Here is a 25,886-nt window from a genome sequence, read left to right as displayed (position 1 = left end):
ACGACGAACGAGATCATCGCCGGTCCGCGGGATCGGAATCAGGAAGCCGAACTCGACGGAGGAGCTGCTTGAGGACCGTCAGCGTTCGGTGATGCTCGCCGCCTCGTCGAGGTGCAGCACGAGGTCGGCTTCCGGCAGCGCCTCGCGCGCCGCCCGCTCGTCGGCCGGGGTGAGGCCCGACAGCTCGATGCGCAGCGCGCCGAGCCGACGAAGGCGCACGAGGTCACGGGCCGGGGTTGCGGCGGTGAGGACGAGGGCGCGCAACGACGGCAGCGCGGCGAGCTCGTCGACCTCCGCGACGGAGGGAATGCCGGCCGCGGCGACGGTGTGCACGTCGGCGAGGCGGGTGATGCCCCGCAGGTCGCGCTGGTCCGCGCCCATGTCGACCACGAGCTCGCCCACGCGCAGGCCCTCGGGCAGCACATCCAGGCCGTCGACGAGTTTGCGGTGGCGCACCGACAACCGCGGCAGGTAGGTGCCCTCGACCGACGCCAGGGCTTGGATCGCGTCGAGCGTGCCGGCGTGCAGCCGCAGGTCGGTGAGGTGCATGCGCGACAGCGCCGAGAGGTCGGTCAGCGCACTGCCGAAGCCGGTGATCCACAGGGAACGCAGCGCGCGGCAGGCGACGAGCCCTTCGAGGTCGTGCACGACGTCGTTGGACTTGATCTCGAGGTGGCGCAATGCGGGCAGCCGGGTGAGCGGGTGCAGCCCGAGGGCCGGGTCGTCGAGCGTCACGTCGCCGACCAGCTGGATCGCCGTGAGCGTGCGGAGGTGGCGCAGCCGGCGCAGCACGTCCCAGCGGTGCACTTCCAGCACGAAGTCGCCGAAGTCCACAGTGGACAGCAGGGTGGCGGCGTACTCCTCGGAGTACTCGTTGTGGCGCCAGGCGCGCAGCAGCTCGTCGATCACCGAACCCCGGTGCGTGCGGCTGAACGCCTGGATCTTCTCCCACGACTCCTCGCCGCCGATCAGCGCGAGCGTGCGGATCACGCGCGCCGCCACCAGATCCGCGTCGGCGCTCGCGTGCCGGGCGATCTCGGCCGGTCCGGGGAGCAGGTCGATCACGAACGAGCCGGCCTTGGCCAGCAGCTCCGCCTGGTCGAACCCGGCGGGTGGGATGAGCCCGCGGACCGCGGCCAGCACGTCGGTGCGCACCTGCTCGGGCTCGATCACGTCGACGTAGCTCATCGCCGCCGCGGCCAGCAGCGACAGCCGGTCGGCCACCTCGCGGTTGCCGCGCTTGCGCGCCCGCTCCAGCAGCCGGGCCAGCAGGTCGCCGGCCTCCCGTGCGCGGGCCTGGGCGGCGACCATGAACACGACCTCGTTGAGCGCGTCGTCGTGGGCGTGCTCGACGAGATAGCCGAGCTCGCCGGACTTCACGAACTCGCCCGCAGCGAGGAAATCGCGGAACGTGCGGTGCACGAACGCGATCCGCCCGTCCACGGTGTTCTGCCGCAGCACGCCGCTGCGCTCGAGCAGGTGCCGCAGCACCAGGTCGGGCTCGATGCCCTGCGAGCGCAGCCCGGACATGGCGCGGCCGAAGCGCTTGCGCGCGTCTTCGGGGTGCACGAGCAGCTCGGCGTTGCGGACCATCGGCGCGGCGAACCGCTCCAGGAGGATGATCTTCTCCTTGTCCGACATCTTCAGCTCGTCCTCGACCTGCACCCCGCGGCGGGTGTCCCACTCGCCGAGCAGCAGCTTCAGCGCTTTGTCGAGCAGGTCTTTGCGGCTCTGCGGGAGGTACATGTTCTCCCGCCGGTAGAGCGCGCACAGCAGGGAGCACAGCAGCGGGCTCGAGACCAGCCCGCGCACGTCTGGGCGGGTCGCGAGCGAGTCGCCGAGCCGTTGTTCGCAGTCGGCGAGCCAGGTGCGCTGCAGCTCGTCGGTCTCCATCGCGCGGGCGGCGCTGAACCAGTTGCCGATGAGCTCCCGCATGCCCCGTCCGCTCAGCGGCAGCAGCTCGTACGCGGGGAAGGGCTCGCCGGCGATCGGCCACTCGGGGTCGACGACGGCGGGCCGGGTGCTCACGACGTAGCGCGCTCCGGGGTACCCGCGCAGCAGGCCTTCGAGCCAGCGGCGCACCTCCTCTCGCCGCGGCTGCAGGACCTCGTCGACGCCGTCGACGAGCACCATCGCGCGCCCGGAGCGGAGCAGTTCGCTGACCCACCGCGCGGGTTTCTCGCCGGCCAGCGCCGGGGCCGTCACGCGCACGAGGTCTTCGGGCTGGGGCAGGCCGCGGTCGGCGAACTCACGCAGCGGCACGAAAAACGGCACGACGCCGCGCCAGGGGTCTTCGCTTTCGCCGTCGCGGGTGAACTCCGCGGTGGCCGCCGTGTAGGCCAGCCACTGCAGCAGTGTCGTCTTCCCGGCGCCCGCGCCGCCGACCAGCAGCACGCGCCGCTCGGCGGCCAGCGCGTGGGCGGTGTTGGTGCCCGCGCCCGTCAGCGCCGAGCCCGCGGCCGTCCCGCCCTGGCGGGTGACCGACGGGGCCGCGTAGTACTGCGAGAACGAGTGGCGCACGGGGGCGCGGCCGTGGCCGACCTGGAACAGTTCGAACGTGGCGTAGTCCGTGGCGAGGTAGGACAGGTAGTGCTGCTCGAAGGCTTCGGCGCGGTCGCGCGTGCGCCGGTCCTCCTGGCTCTGCAGATCGGCGACGGCGCGGCGGATCTTCAGCACGTCGCCGGCCATCCCGGCCTGCACGGCGCGCATCACCTCGTCGACGGCCCGGGCGCGGCGGGCGATGCGCCGGCAGCACTCGTCGAGCAGGCGGTGGAACGCCGCGGTGCCGTCGGAGCCCAGCGTGGCGGCGTCGAGCGCGTGGCCGCCGGCGGCGCGGACGCGGGCTCGCAGGCGGTCTTCGTCGACGAGCACGGCTGGGTTCGTGCGGACGAGCTCGCCCACGTCGGCGGCGTCGAGGGCGACCGCCACCGCGTCGAGCGCGGCCTGCCAGTCTCCGTCGGGCACGGCCGGGAACTCGACTCGCCGCAGCTCGGCCAGATCCTCCTCGGCCGCGACCAGTTGCCGGTGGGGGTCGCCCAGGGCCCGCGCCCGGCGTTGAGCCGTGAGCTTGTCGGCCCCGCGCTCGACCGCCCACTGGTACAGCGCGGAGAAGGTGGCACCCAGCGTGGCCACCAGCGCGGAGGAGAGCGGATCTACGACGACACCCCCAGAGTGCGTTCTGTGGTCAGTTTACCGGCCGGGGCGACCCGCGGCGAGGACGTGAGCCGCACCGCGTGCGGGAATCAATCGAGGCCCGCGTACGCTTCCACGGGCGTGAAGAAGATTGGTTTCCTCTCGTTCGGCCACTGGTCGGACACCGCGCACTCAGAGACCCGGTCGGCGAAGGACTTCCTGCACCAGTCGATCGACCTGGCGGTGGCGGCCGAGGAGCTCGGCGTGGACGGCGCCTACTTCCGCGTGCACCACTTCGCGCGGCAGGCCGGCAGCCCGTTTCCGCTGCTCTCGGCCATCGGCGCCCGCACCTCGAAGATCGAGATCGGCACCGGCGTGATCGACATGCGCTACGAGAACCCGCTCTACATGGCTGAGGACGCCGGCGCGGCCGACCTCATCTCCAGTGGCAGGCTCCAGCTCGGCATCAGCCGGGGATCCCCCGAGCAGGTGATCGACGGCTGGCGTTATTTCGGCTTCGCGCCCGCCGAGGGCGAGACCGACTCGGACATGGCCCGCCAGCACGCCGAGGTGTTCCTCAAGGTCATCGAGGGCGACGGTTTCGCGCAGCCGAACCCGCGGCCGATGTTCGCCAACCCGCCCGGCCTGCTGCGCGTCGAACCGCACTCGCCCGGCCTGCGCGAGCGCATCTGGTGGGGCTCCGGCTCCAACGCGACCGGCGTGTGGGCCGCGAAGCTCGGCATGAACCTGCAGAGCTCCACGCTCAAGGACGACGAGACGGGCGAACCCCTCCACGTCCAGCAGCGCAAGCAGATCGAGGCCTACCGCGAGGCGTGGAAGGAGGCCGGCCACGAGCGCGAACCGCGCGTGTCGGTCAGCCGCAGCATCTTCGCGCTCACCAACGACCTCGACCGCGCCTACTTCGGCCGCGACCGCGACTCGCGCGACCAGGTCGGCATGATCGACGAGAACACCCGGGCGATCTTCGGCCGTTCCTACGCCGCGGAACCGGACGAGCTCGTGCGCCAGCTCAAGGAGGACGAGGCCGTCGAGGCCGCGGACACCCTGCTGCTGACGATCCCGAACCAGCTCGGAGTGGAGTACAACGCCCACGTGCTGGAGAGCATCCTCACGCACGTTGCGCCGGAACTCGGCTGGCGCTGAGGCTCCCCACCGAGGCCCGGCCGGTTGGCCGGGCCTCGCTCGTTGCGGTCAAGCCTCGTGCACCACGCGCCCGCCGACGACGGTCATCTGGACGGCGAGGTCCTTGATCGAGCCCGGGTCGGTGGTCAGGGGGTTGGCGTCGAGGACGACGAGGTCGGCGAGTTTGCCGGTGTCGAGGGTGCCGAGAGTGTGCTCGGCGAACTGCGTCTGCGCGCTGCCGAGGGTGTAGAGGTGCAGGGCTTCGCGGGCGGTGATGGCCTGTTCAGGGCCGAGGACGTCGCCCTTGAGGGTCTCGCGCGTGACCATCCAGCCGAGCGACCACAGGGGGCTGGGTGGGACCACGGGGGCGTCGGTGCCGCCGCCTGCGACGAGGCCGGCGTCGAGGATGTCGCGGATCGGCACGGCGCGGGAGCCGCGTTCGGCGCCCCACCACTTGACCTGGTTGGCGCCGAGCAGCACGGGGTGGTCCTGCACGCTCGCGAGCAAGCCCATCTTCCGCATGTGCGCGAGGTTCGGGCCGCTGGGCAGGAACAGGTGCATCAGCACCCAGCGCAGGTGCGTGAGCGACGTGTCGCGGTGCACAGTGGCGAGGACGTCGACGATGAAGTCCATCGCCGCGTCGCCGACCACGTGGGTCTGCACCTGGAACCCGTGCCGCGCGGCGCGGCGGTACATCTCGGTCAGCTCGTCCTTGCCACCGGGCGGCAGGAGCTGGACGCCGTGGTAGTCCGGGCTGGTCTGCTCGCCGGGCACGAGCTGGTAGGGGTCGCGTAGGAAGCCGCCTTCGACGCCGCCGTCGGAGAGGTACTTGAGGCCGTCGAAACGGAGCATGTCGTCGCCGGTGCGCGGCTTGAACGCCGCCACGGCCGCATCGACGTCCGCGAGCGCCGCGATCCGCCAGAGCAGGTGCGCTCGCGTGGTCATCTCGCCGTCGTGCCACAGGCGCGTGTAGATCTCGATCTGCGACGGGTCCAGCCCCGGCTCGGTGACGCCGGTGATGCCCAGCGCGTTGTGCTCGGCCATCTGGTCGCGCAACTGCTGCCGCTGCTGGTCGGCCGACGGCGGGGCCGGCAGGAACGGCGTGACGAGTGAGCGCGCGCGTTCCAGCAGCACGCCGGTGGGTTCGCCGCTCGCGTCGCGGACGATGACACCGCCCGTCGGGTCGGGGGTGTCACGCGTGATGCCGGCGAGTTCCAGCGCGCGGCTGTTCACCGTGGCGACGTGGCCGCCGCGCGGGATGAACACCGGATTCTCGGGCGACACCGGGTCGAGCTCGGCCCGTGCGGGCAGCCGTCCTTCGGCGAGGAGGCTTTCGTGCCAGCCCGACCGCGCCTGCACCCACGCGCCGGACGCGCTCGCGGCGACCCGGGTGCCGATGGCCGCCACGACGTCGGCGATGCTGCGCGCTTCCAGCAGCGACACGTTCGGCCGGTCGAGCGCCGAGGTGAACTGGTGCAGGTGGCTGTCGATGAGCCCCGGCACGACCGCGCGGCCCTTGAGGTCCACGGTGCGCGTGTGCCGCCCGCGCAGGCGCAGGATCTGGTTCGACGTCCCTGCCGCTTCGACGCGTCCGCCGCGGATCGCGATCGCCTGCGCGGTGCGCCCGTGCAGCGCCGCGGTGACGACGTGTCCATTGTGGAGGATCAGGTCGGCGCCGGTGTCCGGGTGGGCCGCGGCGTTCGCCGGCGTTCCGAGCATCATCGGCGTCACGGCCAGCCCGGCCGCAGCGGCGAACAACGTCCGCCTCGAGACCGCGGAGCTTTCCCGCGCTTCGGAACCGCACAACTGGCACATACTTCGACCCTTCGGACGAAAGACCCGTGGTACATCGCGTGCTTGTGGCGGCGGTGACCGTATCAACACATCGGGGTCGAGTAATAGATCTTCCCAACCGAAGATCCTTTTGCTACAGCGGCGTCAGCCTGTCCGGATCCGCCGGTTCAGGACAGGAGACACGAATGGCCGCTCAGTCGGTGCTGAACCGCCGCTCGGACCGTGTGCCGGCCGGCGAAGGGGCCGCCACGGCCGCGCGCACTTCGTCTACATCGGACTCGAGGTGGTCGAGGTGGCGGGGCTCGTCATGCTCGGGATCGCGGCGCTCGCCGGGTGACGGCCTAGTGTCCGCTGCAGCACGACGTGCGGGCCGCTGCGACGTAATGCGGGTCGTGCCACCAGAAGGCGGCGTTGGCGGGGTGGTCGGGGATAGGGGCGAGCCGGGTGTTGACCGCGGCCGTGGTTGAGGGTGACGCCGAGGCGAAGGGCGCCAGCAGGTCGTCCACCGCGTGCACGCGACCGGCCAGCAGGGTCTGCCGGACGTCGGCCGCGGCGGTGATGTCGGTCAGCGGGTCGGCGCCGAGGACGACGAGGTCGGCGTAGCAGCCGCGGGCGACGCGGCCCAGCGGCTCGCCCAGGACTTCGCCGGCGATGCTCGTGGTGGTGGTCAGCGCTTCGTAGGGGGTGAAGCCGTACTTGACCATCGCGCGCAGGTTCATGTGCGTGCTCACGGCGGTGTGGTCGATGGGGGAGTCGGTGCCGGTGACGACGCGGCCGCCGCCGCGCAGGATGGCGGCCGCCTGGGCGACCTGGCGCCGCAGGTTGTCCAGCAGCGCGGTCTGGTCGGCGGATTTCGCGGCGGTGACGGAGTTCTGCAGCGACGTGTACTCCCACGCCGGGTACAGCGTGCGCACTCGGCGGTCGGTCACGAGGCTGGTGTCGTCGCGGAACAGGGCACTGGCAGCGAACAGCGTGGGCGTGCGCGCGGCGCCGCGGCGGACGAAGGGTTCCACCACGTCGTCGTAACCGGAGCCGAGCAGGGACACCGTGCGCGAGTAGCCCAGGCGGTTGGTGGCGCCCATGTGTTCCATGCCGTCGCCGCCGAACGCGAGTGCCGGGTGGTGGTAGTGCGACGTCACGGGCAGCCGCCGTGCGTGGGCCCAGTCGATCACGCGCCGGTGCATCTCGGGGCTGAGCCGGACGTAGGCCTTCATCAGGTCGTAGTCGAGCTTCTCCGCGCGTTCGAGCTCGAGCTCCAGCTGGCGCTCGTCGAACGTCGGGCGCATGAAGTTGTAGTAGATGCGCGAACCGTCGATCGCCTCGCCGGTCGCGAAGTACCGCGGCCCGAGCCGGGCGCCGGACTGGATCGACTCGCGTTCCTCGACCATGTGGTAAGCCGGGCTACCGGGGGAGCGGGTGGTGGTGAAACCGAGCGAAAGCCACAGCCGGCCCTGCCGGTCGCCGTAGCCGTACCCCTGCATCTGGCGGTGGTTGTGCATGTCGATCATCCCGGGCACGACCACACCGTCGCGCGCGTCGACGACCGTGCCGTCGAGCCCGCTGCCCGCGCGTTCCACACTCGTGATCCGGCCACCGTCCACCACGATGTCCACATCGGACCGCAGTGTGCGCGAGGTGCCGTCCCACATCCGGCCGGCGCGCACGATCACGCGGCCGCGGCTGCGGGCGTTGGTCCAGGTCAGGTTCGTCGGCACGGTGCGCGGCTTCCCGCCCGAAGCCGCGACCAGCCGCAGCCGGCCGTTGTTGAGGTACAGCAGCGTGCGCGAGTCGCCGCTCCAGCTCGGCGCGTCGGTGACCTCGTCGGTGATCTGCCGCGGTTTCCCGGCGAAGGTGCCGTCCGCGTGCACGTCCACCACCCACAGCACGCTGGCCACCACGAACGCCATCCGCCGCCCGTCCGGCGACCACACCGGCCCGTCGTCGCCGCGGGTCTGCAGCGATCGCTCCGGCATCGGGTCGACGTAACGGCCCTGGCCCGTCGCGACGTCCACCAGCAGGATCTTGCTGAGTCCCTCGCGGTAGCGCGCGGAGAACGGCTTCACCGCGGCCAGCGCGATCACCTTGCCGTCGGCCGACCACGTCGGGCGCCCGGGCTCGAACGTCGCCGTGAAGATCTGCCGCACCGCCCCCGTCGCGACGTCGACGGTGTGCAGCGCGCCGGTCTGGTCGAGGAACGCGATCTTCGTGCCGTCTGCCGACCAGGTGCCCGACACCGCGGCGAGGCCGGCCAGGTTCGTCAGCTGCCGGTCCTGCCCGGTTTTCAGGTCGCGGATCCAGAGGTCGAGCGTGCCGCCGCGATCGGTGGAGTAGGCCAACTTGGTGCCGTCCGGTGACCACGCGGGGTCGCTCTTCCACCAGCCGTCGCCGGTCAACGGCCGCGGCGGACGGCCGAGCTCCATCACCTGGATGTCGTTGAGCGCCCGGAAAGCCACGCTCCGGCCGTCGGGCGAGAGCACGGGGCTGCCGATGCCGAGCACGGGATTCGGCTTGGTGGAAGTGAAGTCACGCGGCCTCGCGTGTACCGGGCCTTTCGCGACCGTGACGGGAGCGGTGAACGGCACGTCCGTCGCCGCACCGCCGCTGAGTTTGCGGCGCCGCAGCGCGCCGTCGGCGGTGTAGAGGTACTCCTCCGCATTGAGCCACGAGACGCGGAACGGGAAGACGTCCTCGCCGGTGAACAGCGGTTTCCCGCCGCGCACCAGCTCCGCGGCGCCCACCGCGATCGGTGGCACCCCACCTGAGTAACGCGCGTAGACGAGGTCGCCGCCATCCGGTGTCCACATCGGACTGTGCAGCACCGTGCCGGGTTCGGTGGCGAACGTGCTGCGGGCGCCGCCGGCGACCGGGACGACGTCGATCCTCGTCCCGGCCGCCACGAAGGCGAGCTTGCTCCCGTCCGGCGACCACGCCGGTTCGTACTCCTCGTCGGCCGTGTCCGTGACGAGCGTGGCCTGGCCCGACGCGACGTCCAGCACGTGGATGCCGTAGCTGCCCGGCGCGTCGGACGAGTAGGCGATTTTCTTGCCGTCCGGCGAAAAGACGGGCTCCCGGTGGTCGAACGGCCCGCTCGTGAGACGGCGCAGACCGGTGCCGTCGGCCCCGATCGTCCACAGGTCGAAGCTGCCTTCGCGGTAGGACTGGAACACGAGCGCGGAGCTGTCCGGCGACCACGTCGGCATCGCGATGTCGAACAGGTCGCCGGTGAGGCGCCTGGCCTGCCCGCCCCGCGCCGGCACGAGCCACAGCACGCCGAGCAGGTCGAGGGCGACCTGGCGGCCGTCCGGGGAGACCTGCGCCGCGACGTTCGTGCCCTGGCGCACCGCGAGCGGCTGACCCGCGCGGGGCTCGGCCACCGCGAGCCCGGCGCCGGCCGGGCCGAGGCCCACGGCCCCGACCGCACCCGCCACGCCCGTCAGGAATCCCCGCCTGTTGACCGTCACCGAGCCCCACCTCCACCTCGACGCAAGATCGAACCGGACCCTAGTCCCGAAGTTGCGCCGTGAGTGAACACTCGACCACGGAACGACACGAACAGAGCAGTCGGCTTGCCCGGACGTCCCCGGTCACCGGGGCGTCGGGGCCTCCGGGCGACGCCGAAAGGCCCGGTTATCAGATCCCGGCCGCGCCGAACGCCGCGTGGAACTCGGCGAGCAGGTCGCTGTACTCCTCGATGTCGCGTGAGATATTCGGCAGCGTCAGCACCGACTCCTCCACGCCCGCGGCACCCAGTTCGGCGAGGTCGCCGAGGATCTGCTCGATGCTGCCCTGGTACGGCGGGCGCTCGGCCGTGTCCACGCGCACGAACTCGCCGCCCAGCGCGATGATCGCGATGCAGCGGATCGCCCGCGGGTCCCGGCCGTGTTCCTCGGCCCGCTTGCGCAGGTCGGTCAGCGTGGAGGCGACCTGGGCGGGCGGCACCATGACCGGGAGCCAGCCGTCGGCGCGGCGGGAGATGCGCTCGAGCGGCTTGCCCGACCAGCCGCCGAGGAACACGGGGATCCGCTCGGCGGGTTTGGGGCCGGTTTCGGCCGGCCACAACGTGTAGCGCTCGTTCTCGAACGACGCCGGGTCCGGGCCCCAGACCGCGTCGGCCACGTCGAGGAACTCCTCCAGGGCGGCGCCGCGCTCTTTCATGGGCCGGGGTGCGGTGGCGGCGAACTCGTCCACGGACCAGCCGGTGCCGAGGCCCGCGATCACCCGCCCGCCGCTGATCGCGCCGATCGCGGCCAGCGAGTTCGCCAGCCGGTAGGGCATGTGCAGTGGCGGCAGGAGCACCGAAGCGCCGATCCGGACCCGTGAGGTGACGGTCGCGGCCATCGTCATCGCCACCAGCGGGTCGAGCACCTTGCGATAGACGTCGGGCCAGGCGCCGTCGCCGTACTCGGTGAGCCGGTGGATCCCCGTCTGGTCCCGCGGGTAGAGCACCCGTTCGGCCACCCACACGCTGTCGTAGCCGATTTCCTCGGCCTCGCGGGCGCCGCGGACCAGGTCGGTGCGGGGGTCGAACTTCCAGTTCTGGGGCAGCGTTACGCCGAGCTTCATCCAGGTCTCCTTGCTGACCATCAAGCATTGACTGTCAATCAACGATCAGCGTACGCCGAAACTGGTTGAGCGCGAAACCATGTGCGGGCTACAGGTGGGCGAGCGCCTTGGTCACGTCGAGGGCGGGGTCCAGCTCGTGCGCGCCGCGCAGTGCGCCGGCGAGCAGCGCGCAGAACGCCTCCACCAGCGCGTCGAGCCCGAACGGCCGGTCATCGCGCAGCCAGTCGGCCATGAGGCGTTCGGCGCCGTCGGCGAACGAACGCAGCGTCGCGGCCACGGCGGGGCGGTCCGGGTCGAGGCCGAGCAGTCCGGCGAGCACCCGCAGGTTCCGGTCGCGGAGGCCGGCGAACGCCGGGTCCCGGCCGGCGGCGAGGACCAGGTTCAACGCCACGTCGGGGTGCGCGGCGAGGAAGCTGACGAACCCGCGGAAGCGTGCCCGGATCCGATCGGGAACCGTCGTCGGCTGCTCGGCTTCCTCTGCTTCGCGCAGCTGCTCGTAGACCTCGGCCACGGCGGCGCCGTACGCGCCTTGCTTGCCCTGGAAGTGGTGTGACACCAGCCCGTGCGCCACGCCGGCGGCGCGCGCGATGTCGCCCACGGTCACCTCGGCGTAGGGCCGCCGCGAGAACTCGGCCAACGCGGCTTCGAGCAGCTTCTGCCGGGTCTGCTCGGCGGCGGCCTGGCGCGCGGTCGGCGGCTTCTCGGGGGTCACGGACCGTCACGGTACTGCAGGCGGCCGGTGGCGGCGTTCGTGGTCACCGCGAGCGCGACGGAAACGCGATCCTATTTCGCAGAAAGAATCGCGAAGAATGGGTCAGGATTCTGCGACGGTGAAACCGCTCACGCACATGCCCGCGGTGGCGAATCCGCTCACGACGTGACCGAGAATCCTGCGAAGGCGAAACATTGTCATTTCCTCCCTGTCGATTCCGGTGGGCTCTCCGGAATCGACGGTAACAGGAAAAGGGGGAGCCGCCAGGCTGAAAACGATCTTGCATGCTTTCGTGCCCGCGGTGCCGGTTCCGCTCACGCTCCGTCGTGGGCAAGGGCTTTCCCGGGCGCAGTGCGCCGGACCCGGCCCCACGGCCTGAACACCGTCAGCAGATAGGCGAACAGGAGCAGGCTCGGCGCCACGACCATCGGGGGCAGCAGATCGACCGGCTGTGCGGGGCCGCCGGCCATCAGCGCACGGGCGTAGTCGGCGGCCGCGTCGATCCCCGGCCGCAGCGAGAACAGGATGAGCACCGCCATCAGCAGGTTCACCGCCAGTTTCGCGGCAACCCACCAGTACCGCACCAGGCCGTACCTCGAGCCCAGTCCGAGCACGGCGCCGGTGCCGAGCGTCAGCACGCTGGCCGTGAACATCGGCCACACCGCGAAGAACCGCAGCGCACCCAACGAGGTCGCTTTCACGGTGAGGTCGTCGGTCAGCAGGGCCGTGCCCGCGAGGAAGTCCAGCGCGAGATCGAGGCCGAACCACGCCGCCGCGGCCACGATGTGCCCGACGAGGAACGCCTTTCGCGCGCGGGCACTCAGCCGCCACTCCTGTCCGGTCCCCATGCCGTCTCCCCCTTCGATGGCCCTCTGTGTCCATCGTCGGGGGAAGGTGGGTGCGCGTCGTCCGTCGAGCTGCGGTACTTCGGCGTACTACTGCGCGCGTACGCGGGTGGTGGTCACGCGGCCGGCGCTTCGATGTCGTCGTACACGCGGACCGCGCTCAGCAACCCGTCGGGGCCTCGGTCGAAGACGCACACCCCGGCCTGCGGTGGCACATCGTGCCGGCCCCAGGCGACGCAGTTGTACTCGAGGACGCAGCGCACGCCGTCGTCGGTGACCACGCACGGTTCCAGGTGAACACCGCCGGCGGCGAACGTCTTCGTGAAGAACTCGCGCAGCTCGCCGGGGCCGGTGTGCTGCGTGTGCGTGCCGATCGGCTCGCGCAGGTAGCCGATGGGGGCGAAGGTGCCGACGATCGCGTCGGCGTCGCCGGCCGCCAGCGCCGCGAGATAGTGCCCGACGACATCGCCGAGCGGGGTGTCGGCGGACGCGAGGATCGGCGGCCGCAGGTGCCGGCGCCCGTCGACCGGCCACTGGCTGCAGTAGGTGCGGAAGACCACGGACCGTTCGGTCGCCGACTCGGCGACCACCGCCACCGGCCAGGCCACCTCCTCCCCGTCGCCGCTGAGCCACGCCAGCAGCTCGACCACGGCCCGCCCGCCGACGCGCGTGGTCGCGATCGTCTCCGCGCGGGCGTGCTGCTCGCCCAGCCAGACCTGGTTCACGTGGACGAAGTGCCGCAGCTCCTTGCGGCTGCGGATCTCCCCGGCCCGGGGGTCGAACACCGCGACCTCGCCGGGCCAGACCGTCTCGAGCGTGTGCGCGTCGCCGTCGTTCAGCGCCGCGAAGAACTGCCCGACGGGATCCGCGTGCCCCTCGACGCGAGTCTGCTTGCGCGCCAGCTCGGCCGCGTTGACGAAGTCCGGGAACCACGGCATCTCGACCCACGCTCCTTCTCCCGAGCGGACACCCGGACCCCACCCTGCCGTGTCGCGCGCCGCGGCGACAGTCCCGAAGCGCTGACTTCACCCTGTGTATAACGCTCTACACGGCGCGGCGAGGGCTTCCGGCAGGGTCAGAGGCCGGTCAACCGCGTCAGACCGGCGAACCCGTCTTCCGTGCCGGGCCAGTGGGCCCGGACGGCGTCGATCCCGGCGTGGCGCACGACGCTGCGCAGCACGAGGGTGACGACGATGGCGTCGTCCGCGTAGCCGAGCACCGGGATGAAGTCCGGGATCAGGTCGATCGGCAGCGCGAGATAGACCAGCAGTAGACCGAGTCGCACCCGCACGCCGCGGGGGAGTTCCCGGTCGGCGGCCAGGCGGCGGATCAGCCGCAGGACGTCGGGAAGCAGGCGCAGCGCCTCGCGCAACAGGTCGCCCCGCGGGCGGGCCACGACGAGCACGGCCACGAGGGCGAGCCACAGCAGCAGCAGCCCGGCGGCGACCCCGAGCACCAGGTCCCACCAGAACGAGCCGGTCACCGGTTCGGGCCGGGGTCGTCGGAGCCGAGGTCAATCGTCACGGCCTGATGCTACGGAAGCCCTTCAGGACCGCAGTTGCCGGTTCTTGATCCCGTACTGCGCCATCTTCCGGTAGATCGTCGCGCGGCCCATGCCGAGCTCGGCGGCCGCGCGGACGACGGTGGCCCCGGGCTGGGCGAGACAGCGGACGATCTCGTCGCGTTCCATCGCCTGCAGGCGGCTGAGCCGGTGGCCCGTGGTGGTGAACACCTCCGGCGGCAAGTGGTGCGTGTCGACGGTGTCCGCGCGGGCGGCGGCCTCGGCGACGACGCGCCGGAGCTGCTTGGCGTTCTCGGGCCAGTCGTGGGTCGCCAGGGCCCGGGTGGCGGCCGGCGTGAAGGAGACGGCGCGGCCGCGGGCGCGGTGGGCGAAGTGGTGGGCCAGGGGGAGAATGTCGTCGGGCCGCAGCCGCAGGGGTGGGAGCTCGACGACGGTGTCCACGAAGGACAGCAGCGGCTGCGGGATGGCGGCGGAATCCGTTGCGGTCAGGACGAAACCGGTCGGGTGGCCGGTGAAGCGGGCGGCCAGCTCGCCGGCGGCCCAGGCGGGCAGGGCGTCGACGCCGGAGACGATCACGCACGTGTCGGCCTTGCCGACCTCCGGGGCCCACATCGCGAGCCACGCGTCCACGTCGTCGGGCGCGGGCGGTCGTGCGTTGAGCACGCGCTCGCGCGGGTGCAGCTCACGACGGGCCAGTGCGGCCAGCGCCGTCTTGCCGACGCCCGGCTCACCGACCACCGCGACGGTGCGGCCGCGACCCATCGTGTCCATCGCCTCCAGCAGCGCGTGCTGCCACGCGGCCGAGAGCTCGGGCGGGTCGATGCGGTCGGCGTACACGCGGAAGACTTCGCCGCGCGGTGCGGGGCGCGGGCGGCGGTCCGAGGCGCGCGCGAGCATCAGCGAGGAGGTGTGCCCGGCGGCCGTCTGGGCGAGAGCGAGCAGCAGGCCCGAGGACTGCTCGGACCACGTCGTGAGGTTCACGCTGCCCGCCAGCGCGCCCGTGATCGGGTCGAGCACCGGCACCGCGGCGCACGTGTAGCCCCGCAGGCTCGTGCAGTAGTGCTCACCCGCGCGGACCAGTGACGGCGTGCGGTCGGCGAGCGCCAGGGCGAGGCCGTTGGTGCCGGCGTTGCTCTCCGCGTAGGAGAACCCCGGCGCGAGGTGCACCCGATCCAGCGACCGGGTCATCCCCGGGTCGCCGCACAGCCGGCTGAGCACCAAGCCTTCGCTGTCGGTGAGCATCAGGCTGATGGGTTCGTCGGCCAGCGTCGCGTGCAGGCCGCGCAGCACCTCGTTGCCGCATTCGAACAGCAACGAGCCCGTGTCGACCGTGGCCGTGAACACGGGTTTCACCTCGTCGTCGGGCACCCCGTAGCGCGCGCTGCGCCGCCAGGACGCCCTCAGCCTCGGCGTGGTGTCGCCGCGGGGCTCGAGCCCGTCACCGCGTGTCACATGCCACCTCCCGGAAGACGCCACACTGCGTCTCGGCCGTATGTGCGTCCGGCTTGGGCAAGGCTAGAAGACCCGGGGTAGCCGCCGCCGCACTCTCGTGTCTCAAATCGAGACAGCAAGGGCCACCTCCACCGGCAATGATCGCCCTAAGTTCCGGTCTTGACGTGCCGATGTGGTCACGAATGCGGAGGAAAGCCCATGTACACCAAGGACGGCGAGAAGTACTTCATCCTCGATGCGCACGTCGCGCTCTGGGACGCGCGGCCGGAGAACCAGCGCAACATCCACGGCAAACAGTTCATCGACTGCTTCTACGACTACCACCGCAACCTCAGCCCCGAGTCCGAGGTGTGGTCGTACGAGGACTACCTCTACTACGGTGGCGAGCGGCTGATGAAGGACCTGTTCACCGACGGGTACGTGGACCACGCCATCTTCCAGCCCGCGGCGCTGCCCGCCTTCTACAACAACAACTTCGGGCAGACCGACGAGGCGTTCGCGCTGGCGCAGAAGCACCCCGACAAGCTCACCTACAACCACTGCTGGGACCCGCGCTACGGCGAGGACGGCCTCAAGCAGCTGCGTGAGGACGCCAAGCGCTTCAACCTCAAGGGGGCCAAGCTCTACACGGCCGAGTGGTTCGGCGACTCGCGCGGCTGGAAGCTCGACGACAAGTGGAGCTACAAGTACCTGGAGGCCGCGCAGGAGCTGGGGATCAAGAACATCCACATCCACAAGGGCCCGACCATCCGGCCCCTGGACCGCGACGCGTTCGACGTCGCCGACGTGGACAAGGTCGCCACCGACTTCACCGAGCTCAACTTCGTGATCGAACACTGCGGCCTGCCGCGGCTCGAGGACTTCTGCTGGATCGCCACGCAGGAGCCGAACGTGCACGCCGGCCTCGCCGTCGCGATGCCGTTCATCCACACGCGACCGCGGTACTTCGCGCAGATCGTCGGCGAGCTGCTCTACTGGCTCGACGAGAACCGCATCCAGTTCTCCAGCGACTACGCGATCTGGACGCCGAAGTGGCTCGTCGAGAAGTTCGTGGACTTCCAGATCCCCGAGGACATGACGGAGTACGCGCCGCTGACCACGGAGATCAAGAAGAAGATCCTGGGCCTCAACGCCGCGGCCATGTACGACATCCCGGTGCCCGAGGAGTTGCAGGTGAAGAACCCGCCCGCGGACGCGAAGGCCGAAGCGGCGGCGGTTGCCTGATGCCCGATCTCGAACAGCTGGCGCGTAGTGCGCTGGACTCGGTCTACGACCCTGAGCTCGACGAACCCATCACCGATCTGGGGTTCGTGCGTTCCGTGGCCGCGACCGAGGACGAGCTCACCGTGCACCTGCGGCTGCCGACCTCGTTCTGCTCGCCCAACTTCGCGTACCTCATGGCTTCGGACGCGAAGGACGTGCTCACCGCCGTCGGGGGTGAGCGGCGCGTGGTCGTGCAGCTCGACGACCACCACGACTCCGACCTGATCAACCGCGGCCTCGCCGCCGACGCCGGGTACCTCGGCACGTTCGGCTCCGAGGCCGAGAAGGACCTCGACGAGCTGCGGCTCACCTTCCGCCGCAAGGCCCACACCGCCGCCATGGAGCGAGCGCTGACGGGCCTGCTGCGCGCGGACAAGGAGTTGAAGGAAGAGGACCTGCACGACGTGAAGCTCGGCGACCTGCCGGCGGGGCGCACCACCACTGCCCTGGTGCGGCGGCGGGCGGCGCTCGGCCTGAGCGTCGAACCGGGTGAACCGGTGCTCGTCGACGAGCACGGTGAGCCCTACCCGCGCGAGGAAGTGCCGCTGCGGCTGCGGTTCGCCCGGTCGATACGGATCTCGATCGACGGCAACGCGCACTTCTGCCGCGGTCTGCTTCGCACGCGTTACCCCGGGTCGGAGACCGACCAGACGACCCGGCCGCACGACCCGTCCGTTTCGGCTGTCGCCGGTGAGGAGGCACGAGCTTCGTGAAGGCTGTCCAGGTCGTCGGGTACGACGAGAAGCTGCGTATGACCGACGTTCCCGAACCCGAGGTGACCGGGCCGCACGACGTGCTCGTGCGCATCGGCGGGGCGGGTGTGTGCCGCACCGACCTCCACATCCTCGAGGGGCAGTGGGCGGAGAAGTCCGGCGTCACGCTGCCTTACACGATCGGGCACGAGAACGCGGGCTGGGTGCAGGCCGTGGGCTCCGCGGTCTCGAACGTGGCCGAGGGCGACAAGGTGATCGTGCACCCGCTGATCACGTGCGGGCTGTGCCCCGCGTGCCGGCGCGGCGACGACGTGCACTGCGAGAACAGCCAGTTCCCCGGCATCGACACCGCCGGCGGCTACGCGCAGGTGCTCAAGACGTCGGCGCGCAGCGTGGTCAAGCTCGACGACACGCTGGAGCCTTCGGACGTCGCGGCGCTCGCCGACGCCGGCCTGACCGCGTACCACGCGGCGGCCAAGGCGTCGCGTCGCCTTCACCCGGGCGACAAGTGCGTGGTGATCGGCGCGGGCGGGCTCGGGCACATCGGCATCCAGGTGCTCAAGGCGATGACCGCGGCCGAGCTGATCGTCGTCGACCGCAACGCCGACGCGGTGAAGCTGGCCGAGTCGATCGGCGCGGACCACGGCGTGGTCGCCGACGGCGGCCACGTGGCGGCCGTGCAGGAGCTGACGGGCGGCCACGGCGCGGAGGTCGTGGTCGACTTCGTCGGTGAGGGCGGCGCGACGCGCGACGGCGTGGCGATGCTGCGCCGCGCGGGTGACTACCACGTGGTGGGCTACGGCGAGAACATCAACATCCCGACGATCGACGTGATCTCCACCGAGATCAACTTCATCGGGAACCTCGTCGGCTCCTACACCGACCTGTGCGAGCTGATGGTGCTGGCCGCGCAGGACAAGGTGAAGCTGCACACCACGAAGTACTCGCTCGACAACTTCCAGCAGGCCCTCGACGATCTCGACGGCGGCCGCATCCGCGGGCGGGCGATCCTGGTCCCGTGAGCGCGGCCGTCCACAGCGGACGCGCCCGCGGCGGCGCTACGCTGCGGAGGGCACGAAGGAGGAACAGATGATCTTCATCACCGTGAAGTGGCAGATCAAGCCGGAGTACGCGGACCGGTGGCCGGAGCTCTCGCGGGAGTTCACCGAGGCCACGCGAGCCGAACCGGGAAACAAGTGGTTCGACTGGTCCCGCAGCCTCGACAACCCGAACGAGTATGTCCTCGTGGAGGCCTTCGCCGACGACGCGGCCGCGGCGCACGTCAACGCGGACCATTTCAAGAAGGCGCAGGCCGACTTTCCGCAGTACCTGCAGAAGACCCCGGACATCATCAACGCCACGCTCGACCAGGACACCTGGTCGGAGCTGGGTGAGATGAAGGTCGGCTGAGGCACCCCGGACGCGACGGCGGCGGCGCACCCCTGGGCGGGTGCGCCGCCGTTTTCGTCTGCCGTACTCCCTCGCTCGGCGGTGGCGTGTCTGTGGCGATCGAAACGAAAGCGGCATAGTCACGTGGTCGGGACCAGCCGTCGGCGGTGGTCTTCGCCGCGCTCAGCGCTCACGACGTACCCGTGCACATCGCCAGGACCATTCCCGAGTTGCTCGACCTGATCCGCCGGCGCGCTTCGGTCACGCCGACGGGGGAGTGGATCCGGACCACGACCGCAGGCGAGTCCACAAAGGATCAAGTGGCGTACGCGGCCATGAACAGGTCGATCAGGCCGTCGACCGCGGCTTCGTCGACCGGGCGGGTCGAGAGCAGGGCGCGGTAGTAGAGCGTGCCGCACAGGACCTCGGCGGCGAACCCGAGCTCGGCGTCCGCCTTGAGCTCGCCGGCGCGCTGGGCGAGAGTGATGCGCTCGAGTGTGCTCTTCTCCACGGTCGCCAGGAACCGCTCGTGCAGCGTTGCGCGCAGCGCTTCGTCGGACTGCGCTTCGGCGATCACCGCGCGGTACACGGGCCCGATCGGGGGTGTGGAGAGGGCGGGTGCCGAGCGGAGGAACTGCTCGCGCAGGTCGGCGCGGACGTCACCGGTGTCGTGGTAGTCCAGGTCGGTCGTCCAGACGCGGGAGAGCGCGTCGAGCAGCAGCGCGGACTTCGACGGCCAGCGCCGGTAGATCGTGTGCTTCCCGACCCCGGCCCGGCGCGCGACGGCCTCCATGCTCAGCCCGGCGTAGCCCACCTCCGTCGCGAGGTCGAGCGTGACCCGCAGGAGCTCGTCGGTACGCGCGGCGCCTCGGCGCCGGGGTTCCTCGCCCATGGTCGGGGAGTCTAACGGCACGGACCGTGCCATTGACAGGTGCCGACGGGGAAGCAATGCTGAGCCCAGATCGGCACGGTCCGTGCCGATCTTGACGGAAGGGGAATCTGATGGCCACCAGGCAGGCGGCTCGGCGCGAGGGCTTCAGCGCCCAAGAGCGCGCGGCGATGAAGGACCACGCGAAGGACCTCAAGGCGGCCGCGCGTGGCGGCTCGAAAGCCGAGAAGGCGGCGCAGGCGCGCCAGGACGTGCTCGACAAGATCGCGGAGTTGGACCCGGCGGACCGGGTGCGGGCCGAGCGCGTGCACGCCGTCGTCCTGGCCGCGGCGCCGCAGTTGGAGCCGAAACTCTGGTACGGCATGCCGGCCTACGCCCTCGACGGCAAGCTCCTGTGCCACTTCCAGCCGTCGGCGAAGTTCAAGACGCGCTACCCGACGCTCGGTTTCAGTGACCTGGCGAAGCTCGACGACGGTGCGCTGTGGCCGGTCGCGTATGCCGTGACCGAGGTGACCGCCGAGGTCGAGAAGCAGATCACCGCGCTGGTGCGGCGGGCGATCGGCTGATCTTGCGCCGGCCACGGAGGGGGTGCGCGTTTGACATCGCGTACTTGTGACGGTCGGCACGGGTGCTATACGCTCGCGGGCGGTCACCGTGGACCCGTTCGCAGGAGGTTCGAGATGTTCGTCGCGCTTTTCTGGGGCAAGGTCAAGCCGGAGTGGCAGAACGACGAGTACGCCGCGATCGGGGCTCGCATGTTCGAGCGGGCCTGCGCGATGCCGGGGTTCGTCGCGCTGCACAAGCTCGACGTGCCGGACGGGCGTGAGCTGGCCATCGCGTACTTCGAGACCGAAGAGCACATGCGCGCTTGGTACGACGATCCCGAGCACCGCGCCGTGGAAGCGTTGGGGCACCGGGAAATCCTCGACGACTACACGATCGAGATCCTCGAGCTGACGCGCTCGTACACCAAGGCGACGTCGACTTTCGAGGCCACCGAGGAAGATTGCTGCGCCGCGGACGAGCTTGTGGCAGGGCTGCGCGCGAAGGCCTGATCCTGCCCGGAAGGGCCTGACCGGGTGAGGTGCCGTAGAGCTCGCGGTGGAGCGCGGCGAAGCGGTGGGCGTTGCTGGACCCCCACCGCAGCGCCACCGCCGTCACGGTGGTTTCTTCCGCGCTCTTGGCCACGAGCTCCTCGTGGGCGCGCCGCACCCGGAGTTCGCGCAGGTACTTCATCGGCGACGGCAGGTCGGCGCGGTGGAACGCCGCGTGCAGGCCGCGCTCCCTCAGTCCCGCCGCGGACCAGACCGGGGAGATCATGGTGGTCAGCCAGCTGCTCGGCGGTGAGCAGGTGGCTGCTGTGGCACCTGCCGCGCCGGCGCACCGCCGTTCGCGCCGACGTGCTCGGCGTGGTGGTCCGCCCGCACCCGCTGTGGGCGACCGCGAGCGGCCGCCGGCGCAACGCGGCCCGTTGCTGCCGGAGGAACCGATGCTCCGGCTCACGGGGTAGGCGCCGGTGGACTCGGCCGGGCTCAAGAGCGTGATCAAGACCGGGGTGAAGGACGGGCTGCACTTTCGAGCAGGGCGAGGTCCACAACGGACTGTGGTGCTGCTCCGTGGCGCTCGAACCCACCGCGGCCGACGAACGGCTCGCCCTCGCGGCGATCTGCCTGACCGCGCCGGACGTCGTGCAGGAAAGACGAATCCATCGCGTGCTTCGGCAAGAGGCGTTCAACACGATCGTCGGGCTCACCGCGCGCGGGTGAGGCACACTCGGGACGCCGCTCGGAGAGGAGTGTCATGAGCGTGACCACGGGAACCGCCGGCGTCGACGGCGGTCTGTTCCGCGAGGCCATGGCGGGAGTGCGCGCGCCGGTGTCCATCGTGACGACGCTGCACGACGGCGTGCCCTATGGCACCACGGTCAGCGCCTTCGCGGCGCTCTCGGCCGATCCGCCGCTGGTCAGCGTCGCGCTGGACACCGGTTCGAGGGCGCTGGCGCGCAGGTCACATCGGCGGTGCCGTGGCTGGACGAGCCGCTGACCTACCACAACCGGGCGTTCGGAACCCACCTGCCGCAGCAGGTCGGACGGGAGGAGAAGGCGTGAAGGTCGTCATCGGTACGGAGCTTCGGCCGACGGTGGTCGAAGCCGAGGAGCTGAGGTCGCTGTCGGTCGAACGAGCCGAGGGAGTCACCGAAGCCGACGTCGACGCGGCGTTGCGCGGCGCCGGAGCCGGGACGGCGGCCGGCGGGCACGCGTGGCTGTCGGTGTCGTGGCTGCGGAGCGAAGGACCGGGTGACGATCCACAGTGGACGGAAGCGTTCGGGAAGATGATCGTTTACGCTGAGAGCAAGGGCTGGACCGATCCGCGAAGGGACGCGGTGCGGGCCCACCTGTCGTGACGAGGACGGTGTGAAGGGGAAGCGGATGCCGGACGCGATCGTGATCGGCAGTGGCGTCAACGGGCTGGTGGCGGCGGCCGAACTGGCCGGTGCGGGTTGGTCGGTGACGCTCGTGGAGCGCAACGACCGGCTCGGCGGGTTCATCGCGAGCGAGGAACGCACGCTCCCGGGGCTACGTGCACGACACGTTCTCCTCCTGGCACCCGCTGTTCGTCTCGGGCGGCGCGTACGCGGCACTGGGGGAGGAGCTGCACCGGCACGGGCTCGTCTACCGCAACGCCGACGGGCCGCTCGCCGCGAGCATCGCCGACGACGGGCGCGCCGTGGTCGCGCACCGCGACCCGGAGCAGACCGCGGCGGAGTTCGCGCACGCCGAGGACCGCACCCGGTACCTGAAGGCATTGCAGGACTTCCTGGACCACGCCGGCCCCGTCGGCGGGCTGATGGGTTCGGAGCTGCGCTCGCCTCTGTTGCTGAAGCACGCCGGCGGGCTCGCGCGCGGCCTCGGCCGCACGGGGACCGAACGCTGGCTGCGTGACTTCGTGAGCAGCGGCCGTTCGTGGTGCGCCCGGGAGTTCACCGGCTCCGAGGTCGACCACCTGTGGATCCCGTGGCTGCTGCACGCGGGCCTGGCCCCCGACCAGGCCTCGGGCGGGTTTCTCGTGCCGGTGCTGGCGGCGACCATGCACGGGTTCGGCCTTCCCGTGGTCGAGGGTGGGGCCGGACGGTTCGTCGAGGCGTTCCGGTCGCTGCTCGAAGCCCGGGGTGTGGAGATCCGCACGGGCGCGCCGGTCGAACGCATCCTCGTGGAGGGCGGCCGCGCGGTCGGTGTCGTGGCCGGCGGTGAGACCCTGCGGGCCACGCGGGCCGTGGTCGCGTCGGTGACGCCGACGGCGCTGTACGGCGAGCTGCTGCCGGCCGGGTCCGTGCCCGAGCAGGTCACCGACGAGGCCCGCCGCTTCCGTTACGGCCGCGCGGAGCTGCAGATCCACGTCGCCCTGTCCTCGCCGCTGGACTGGCGCGACGAGCGGCTGCGCGAGATCCCGCTCGTCCACGTCTCCGACGGTTCGGCGAGCACCGGCATCGCCTGCGCCCAAGCGGAAGCCGGCCTGCTGCCGGACCGTCCGACGATCGTGGTCGGCCAGCAGTACCTGCTCGACCCCTCGCGCGTGCCCGAGGGCGCGGCGGCGTTGTGGTTGCAGCTGCAGGAAACGCCGTTCGCCCCGGTCGGTGACGCGGCGGGGGAGCTCGACGTCACGGACGGCTGGACGGCGCGGCTCGCCTCCGCCTACGCCGACCGCGTGCTGGACCGGATCGCGCGGCACGCGCCCGGGCTGCGGGACAAGGTGCTGGCCGTCGACGTGATCACCCCGCCGGACCTCGAAGCCGCGAACGTCAACGCCGTCGCCGGTGACCCGTACGGCGGCGCCGCCGAAGTCGACCAGAGCTTCCTCTGGCGCCCGTTGCCCAGCGCGGCCCACCACCGCACGCCGGTGCCGGGGCTGTGGCACATCGGCGCGTCGACGCACCCGGGCGCCGGGCTCGGCGGCGGGTCGGGCCACCTCGTCGCCCAGAGCCTCACCACGCCGTCGCGCGTGGAGACGGCGAAGTCCACGCTGACGTCGTGGTTGAGGGGCTCGCGCCCCTGAGCGTAGGGCCGTGACAACGGGTGCGGCGGCCGGGAAACCGACCTGGCATCAGCGGTCACGGCGGCAGGCGGGAGACGGCATGGCGGCCGGCAGCGAACCCCTCGGCACCCCGCCCGCGAAGGCGGTGCTGCGCGCGTCTCGTCCGGAGGTATGAGACGGCGGCCGAGGTTCGTTCGCGCGGTCGATCTTCGCCGGCGCCGGTTGCGGGAGTCTCGACGCATCGGCACACGAAGGAGATCCCGATGCTGAAGACGGACTTCATCCCCGAGACGCAGTGGCTTCCGCAGGGCAGGATCACCGGGCTGCCCGCGTGGTACTTCGTGCTCGTGGGGCTGCTCGCGGCGAGCGGGGACCTCACCGTGCAGTTCCAGGACCGGTACCCGTGGGTGGCGCTGCTGCCGCTCGTCGTGCTCGCGGTCCACCTGGTGTTGTGGTCCACGATGCTGGCGCGGCGACGCCGGCTGCTGCGTGCGGTGTGGCGCCGCAAGCAGGCGCTGGGCCTGGTGGCGACGCTGTTCGTGGCGCGGCTGCTCGTGCAGCTCGGCCTCACGCGGCTGACCGACAGCGTCGCGCCGCTGCACAGCTACACCCACCTGATCCTCGGCTTGGTGATGCTCGTGGTGACGACCGTGGGTGCGTGGTTCGACCAGTGGCTGGTGCTGCGCGTGGTGAACAAGGACCGCGCGTGAGCCGTCAGCGGCGGCGCTTCGCGTCCCGGAGCACGCGCTGGGCCGCGAGCCGGCCGGACGTCGCGTTGGTGCCGGCGCCCGGCCAGGTCGCCGCGCCCGTGAGGTAGAGCCCGTCGACCGCCGTGCGGTAGCCGTGGTGGCCCCAGCCGAGCGGGCGGAACACGAAGTTCTGCGGCAGGTGGTGGCTGCCGCCGGCGCTGTCGCCGCCGACCAGGTTCGGGTTGGCGGCTTCGAGGTCCTGGGGTGTGTGCACCGCGTACTTCGCGATCCGGGCCGACGCGCCGGGTGCGTAGCGCTCGAGCTTCGCGAGTACGCGTTCGGCCATCGGCCCGGCCGCTTCGGGCCACGTCGTCGCGCGGATCGTGCCGGCGGCGTCGCCGCGGATCACCGAGGGCACGGTGCGGACCTGCAGCCACGCGACGTGCTTGCCGGCAGGGGCGCGCGTCGGGTCGACGGCCGAGGTCTGGCCGACGACCAGCAACGGGTCGGCGGGCAGCAGGCCGGCCTGGGCTTCGGCGTAGGTCTTGGCGAGATCGTCGACGTAGGGCGCGGCGTGGACGTAACCGAACTCGGCGAGGTCTTCGCCGGCGGCCCAGGGGAGCGGGCCGTCGAGAGCGAGGTGGAGCATGAGCGTGGCGGGGCCGTAGCGGAAGTTGTTCGCCTTGCGCCGCAGGTCTTCGGGGACGTCGTCGAGCAGCTTCCTGTACAGCGCTCGTGGTCCGACGTTGGCCACGACCGCGCGCCGCGCGCGCAACCGGGTGCCGTCCGCCGTTCGCACCCCGACGGCGCGGCCGTCCTCGCGCAGCACGCCGTCGACCTCGAGTCCTGTGTGGACTTCGCCGCCGTGCTCGGCCAGCAGCGCGGCGAGTGCGTCCGGGAGCCGCTGCGCTCCGCCTTCGACGACGGACATGCCGTTGTCCATGTCGGCGAACAGTTCCAGCAGCGGGAACATCGCGCCGCCGCCGACGTCCGGCGCGAAGTCGAGGTGCATGCCCCAGCACGCGGCCATCGCCTGCGCTTCGCGGGTCTCGAACCAGGTTTCGCCGAACTCGCGGGTGCTCATCAGCAGCGTCCGGGCCAGGTCGAGTGCACCGCGCACCCCCTGCTTCCGGACCAGTCGCGCGACTTCTCCGACGGCGGCTTTCGACGGCAGCGCCGAGCCGTAGAGCGCGAACAGGTGCGGGGCGAACCGCCGGTACACCGTGTAAAGGCGCTCGAATCCCTCGGCGTCCGCCTGCGAATGGGCGGCGAGGCCTTCGAGCGTCTTCGTGTGGTCGTGGTGGACGCGCAGGCTGCGGCCGTCGGGGAAGACGTTGGAGTAGGGCTGGTGCGTGACCCGGAACTTCAGGCCCAGCCGGGTGAGGTCGGCGCCGAAGTCGGCATAGGCGGCGGAACCGAGGAACAGGTTCTGGTTCGTCGAGTACAGGTCGTGCTCGAACCCCGGCAGCGTCACCTCCCCGCTCGCGATCGCCCCGCCCACGCTGTCGTTGCGCTCCACGACGGCCACTGACCAGCCGGCCTTCGCGAGGTACAGCGCCGCGACGAGCCCGTTGTGCCCACCACCGATCACGATCGCGTCGTACGTGCTCACCGGTCCACCTCGCGCATCGGGGCTCCTCCTCGAGTCCGGCTCAGCGTAAGGGTTTTCGGCCCGTCGCGGCGATCGTTCCCGGTCTGTGGCCGCTTTCGGTCAGCCGCGTGAACAGTGTGTCGTCGAGCAGCACTTC

General features: G+C 71.3%; 23 protein-coding genes and 2 pseudogenes. 13 read left to right on the top strand and 12 right to left on the bottom strand.

From position 1 onward, the window contains the following. Positions 1 to 78: 78 nt before the first annotated feature. Positions 79 to 3,132 carry an NACHT domain-containing protein gene (locus tag ABZU76_RS17235; RefSeq protein WP_354870248.1) on the bottom strand — a complete coding sequence of 1,018 codons (3,054 nt, stop codon included), beginning with the start codon at positions 3,130 to 3,132 and terminating at the stop codon, positions 79 to 81. Between the two features lie 141 nt (positions 3,133 to 3,273). On the opposite strand from ABZU76_RS17235, the gene ABZU76_RS17230 reads away from it, so the two are divergent. Continuing rightward, positions 3,274 to 4,296 (top strand): LLM class flavin-dependent oxidoreductase, encoded by a 1,023-nt coding sequence (locus ABZU76_RS17230; RefSeq protein ID WP_354870246.1) that lies wholly within the window; start codon positions 3,274 to 3,276, stop codon positions 4,294 to 4,296. A 48-nt stretch (positions 4,297 to 4,344) separates the two neighbouring features. Here the strand turns inward: ABZU76_RS17230 and ABZU76_RS17225 are convergent, their stop codons facing one another. The 8 genes from ABZU76_RS17225 to ABZU76_RS17190 form a co-directional block, all read right to left on the bottom strand. Then, positions 4,345 to 6,081: an amidohydrolase gene (locus tag ABZU76_RS17225; protein ID WP_354870243.1), complete on the bottom strand. Its 1,737-nt coding sequence runs from the start codon at positions 6,079 to 6,081 to the stop codon at positions 4,345 to 4,347. A 329-nt stretch (positions 6,082 to 6,410) separates the two neighbouring features. Next, positions 6,411 to 9,530 carry an amidohydrolase family protein gene (locus tag ABZU76_RS17220; protein WP_354870241.1) on the bottom strand — a complete coding sequence of 1,040 codons (3,120 nt, stop codon included), beginning with the start codon at positions 9,528 to 9,530 and terminating at the stop codon, positions 6,411 to 6,413. A 169-nt stretch (positions 9,531 to 9,699) separates the two neighbouring features. Next, a complete protein-coding gene (locus tag ABZU76_RS17215) occupies positions 9,700 to 10,632 on the bottom strand; it encodes a TIGR03619 family F420-dependent LLM class oxidoreductase (protein ID WP_354870238.1) in 933 nt (310 codons plus the stop codon). Between the two features lie 88 nt (positions 10,633 to 10,720). Next, positions 10,721 to 11,344 (bottom strand): TetR family transcriptional regulator, encoded by a 624-nt coding sequence (locus ABZU76_RS17210; protein ID WP_354870236.1) that lies wholly within the window; start codon positions 11,342 to 11,344, stop codon positions 10,721 to 10,723. Between the two features lie 314 nt (positions 11,345 to 11,658). Beyond that, entirely contained in the window at positions 11,659 to 12,192 is a 534-nt protein-coding gene (locus ABZU76_RS17205; RefSeq protein WP_354870233.1) for a hypothetical protein, read from the bottom strand. Positions 12,193 to 12,305: 113 nt separating this feature from the next. Continuing rightward, positions 12,306 to 13,127: a nuclear transport factor 2 family protein gene (locus ABZU76_RS17200; RefSeq protein ID WP_354870230.1), complete on the bottom strand. Its 822-nt coding sequence runs from the start codon at positions 13,125 to 13,127 to the stop codon at positions 12,306 to 12,308. Positions 13,128 to 13,264: 137 nt separating this feature from the next. After that, on the bottom strand, positions 13,265 to 13,672 hold the full coding sequence (locus ABZU76_RS17195) for a YkvA family protein (RefSeq protein WP_220240429.1): 408 nt from the start codon (positions 13,670 to 13,672) through the stop codon (positions 13,265 to 13,267). Positions 13,673 to 13,735: 63 nt separating this feature from the next. Further along, on the bottom strand, positions 13,736 to 15,163 hold the full coding sequence (locus tag ABZU76_RS17190; RefSeq protein WP_354870226.1) for a helix-turn-helix domain-containing protein: 1,428 nt from the start codon (positions 15,161 to 15,163) through the stop codon (positions 13,736 to 13,738). A gap of 198 nt (positions 15,164 to 15,361) precedes the next feature. On the opposite strand from ABZU76_RS17190, the gene ABZU76_RS17185 reads away from it, so the two are divergent. The 4 genes from ABZU76_RS17185 (at position 15,362) to ABZU76_RS17170 (ending at position 18,549) form a co-directional block, all read left to right on the top strand. Next, on the top strand, positions 15,362 to 16,387 hold the full coding sequence (locus ABZU76_RS17185; protein WP_354870224.1) for an amidohydrolase family protein: 1,026 nt from the start codon (positions 15,362 to 15,364) through the stop codon (positions 16,385 to 16,387). Next, positions 16,387 to 17,139 (top strand): iron-sulfur cluster assembly protein, encoded by a 753-nt coding sequence (locus ABZU76_RS17180; protein WP_354870221.1) that lies wholly within the window; start codon positions 16,387 to 16,389, stop codon positions 17,137 to 17,139. Before ABZU76_RS17185 ends, ABZU76_RS17180 begins: the two co-directional genes overlap by 1 nt. Further along, complete coding sequence (locus ABZU76_RS17175) at positions 17,136 to 18,161, top strand: NAD(P)-dependent alcohol dehydrogenase (protein ID WP_354870218.1); 1,026 nt, start codon at positions 17,136 to 17,138, stop codon at positions 18,159 to 18,161. Before ABZU76_RS17180 ends, ABZU76_RS17175 begins: the two co-directional genes overlap by 4 nt. Positions 18,162 to 18,228: 67 nt before the next feature. Continuing rightward, positions 18,229 to 18,549: a putative quinol monooxygenase gene (locus ABZU76_RS17170; protein ID WP_354870215.1), complete on the top strand. Its 321-nt coding sequence runs from the start codon at positions 18,229 to 18,231 to the stop codon at positions 18,547 to 18,549. A gap of 295 nt (positions 18,550 to 18,844) precedes the next feature. Here ABZU76_RS17170 and ABZU76_RS17165 read toward each other — a convergent pair whose 3' ends face one another. Next, positions 18,845 to 19,420, bottom strand: a complete 576-nt coding sequence (locus tag ABZU76_RS17165) for a TetR/AcrR family transcriptional regulator (protein ID WP_354870212.1) — start codon at positions 19,418 to 19,420, stop codon at positions 18,845 to 18,847. A 110-nt stretch (positions 19,421 to 19,530) separates the two neighbouring features. On the opposite strand from ABZU76_RS17165, the gene ABZU76_RS17160 reads away from it, so the two are divergent. Both ABZU76_RS17160 and ABZU76_RS17155 read left to right on the top strand, forming a co-directional pair. Further along, positions 19,531 to 19,983 carry a DUF1801 domain-containing protein gene (locus tag ABZU76_RS17160; protein WP_354870210.1) on the top strand — a complete coding sequence of 151 codons (453 nt, stop codon included), beginning with the start codon at positions 19,531 to 19,533 and terminating at the stop codon, positions 19,981 to 19,983. A gap of 114 nt (positions 19,984 to 20,097) precedes the next feature. Next, complete coding sequence (locus ABZU76_RS17155; protein ID WP_354870875.1) at positions 20,098 to 20,472, top strand: hypothetical protein; 375 nt, start codon at positions 20,098 to 20,100, stop codon at positions 20,470 to 20,472. A 28-nt stretch (positions 20,473 to 20,500) separates the two neighbouring features. Here the strand turns inward: ABZU76_RS17155 and ABZU76_RS17150 are convergent. After that, positions 20,501 to 20,737: pseudogene (locus tag ABZU76_RS17150) on the bottom strand (helix-turn-helix domain-containing protein); the annotation flags it as partial. A 296-nt stretch (positions 20,738 to 21,033) separates the two neighbouring features. Here ABZU76_RS17150 and ABZU76_RS17145 point away from each other — a divergent pair. The 6 genes and pseudogenes from ABZU76_RS17145 (at position 21,034) to ABZU76_RS17120 (ending at position 24,159) form a co-directional block, all read left to right on the top strand. Next, complete coding sequence (locus ABZU76_RS17145) at positions 21,034 to 21,183, top strand: hypothetical protein (RefSeq protein ID WP_354870208.1); 150 nt, start codon at positions 21,034 to 21,036, stop codon at positions 21,181 to 21,183. A 34-nt stretch (positions 21,184 to 21,217) separates the two neighbouring features. After that, the gene (locus ABZU76_RS17140) at positions 21,218 to 21,460 is read left to right on the top strand and encodes a flavin reductase (protein WP_354870205.1); all 243 of its coding nucleotides are present in this window, start codon (positions 21,218 to 21,220) and stop codon (positions 21,458 to 21,460) included. Positions 21,461 to 21,521: 61 nt separating this feature from the next. Then, a complete protein-coding gene (locus tag ABZU76_RS17135) occupies positions 21,522 to 21,821 on the top strand; it encodes a hypothetical protein (protein WP_354870203.1) in 300 nt (99 codons plus the stop codon). A gap of 25 nt (positions 21,822 to 21,846) precedes the next feature. Then, a pseudogene (locus tag ABZU76_RS17130) lies at positions 21,847 to 21,945 on the top strand (FAD-dependent oxidoreductase); the annotation flags it as partial. A 52-nt stretch (positions 21,946 to 21,997) separates the two neighbouring features. Continuing rightward, positions 21,998 to 23,470, top strand: a complete 1,473-nt coding sequence (locus ABZU76_RS17125; RefSeq protein ID WP_354870201.1) for an NAD(P)/FAD-dependent oxidoreductase — start codon at positions 21,998 to 22,000, stop codon at positions 23,468 to 23,470. A gap of 242 nt (positions 23,471 to 23,712) precedes the next feature. Continuing rightward, complete coding sequence (locus ABZU76_RS17120; RefSeq protein WP_354870199.1) at positions 23,713 to 24,159, top strand: hypothetical protein; 447 nt, start codon at positions 23,713 to 23,715, stop codon at positions 24,157 to 24,159. A 4-nt stretch (positions 24,160 to 24,163) separates the two neighbouring features. Here ABZU76_RS17120 and ABZU76_RS17115 read toward each other — a convergent pair whose 3' ends face one another. Beyond that, positions 24,164 to 25,750, bottom strand: coding sequence for an NAD(P)/FAD-dependent oxidoreductase (locus ABZU76_RS17115; RefSeq protein WP_354870197.1), 1,587 nt, complete (start codon positions 25,748 to 25,750; stop codon positions 24,164 to 24,166). Positions 25,751 to 25,886: the final 136 nt, after the last annotated feature.

Origin of the sequence: Amycolatopsis sp. NPDC005232 (assembly GCF_040607795.1) — a bacterium.
In the GTDB taxonomy this organism is placed as follows: Bacteria; Actinomycetota; Actinomycetes; order Mycobacteriales; family Pseudonocardiaceae; genus Amycolatopsis.
The sequence above is the reverse complement of the archived record's forward strand: the minus strand, read 5'-3'. Positions and strand labels throughout refer to the sequence as shown.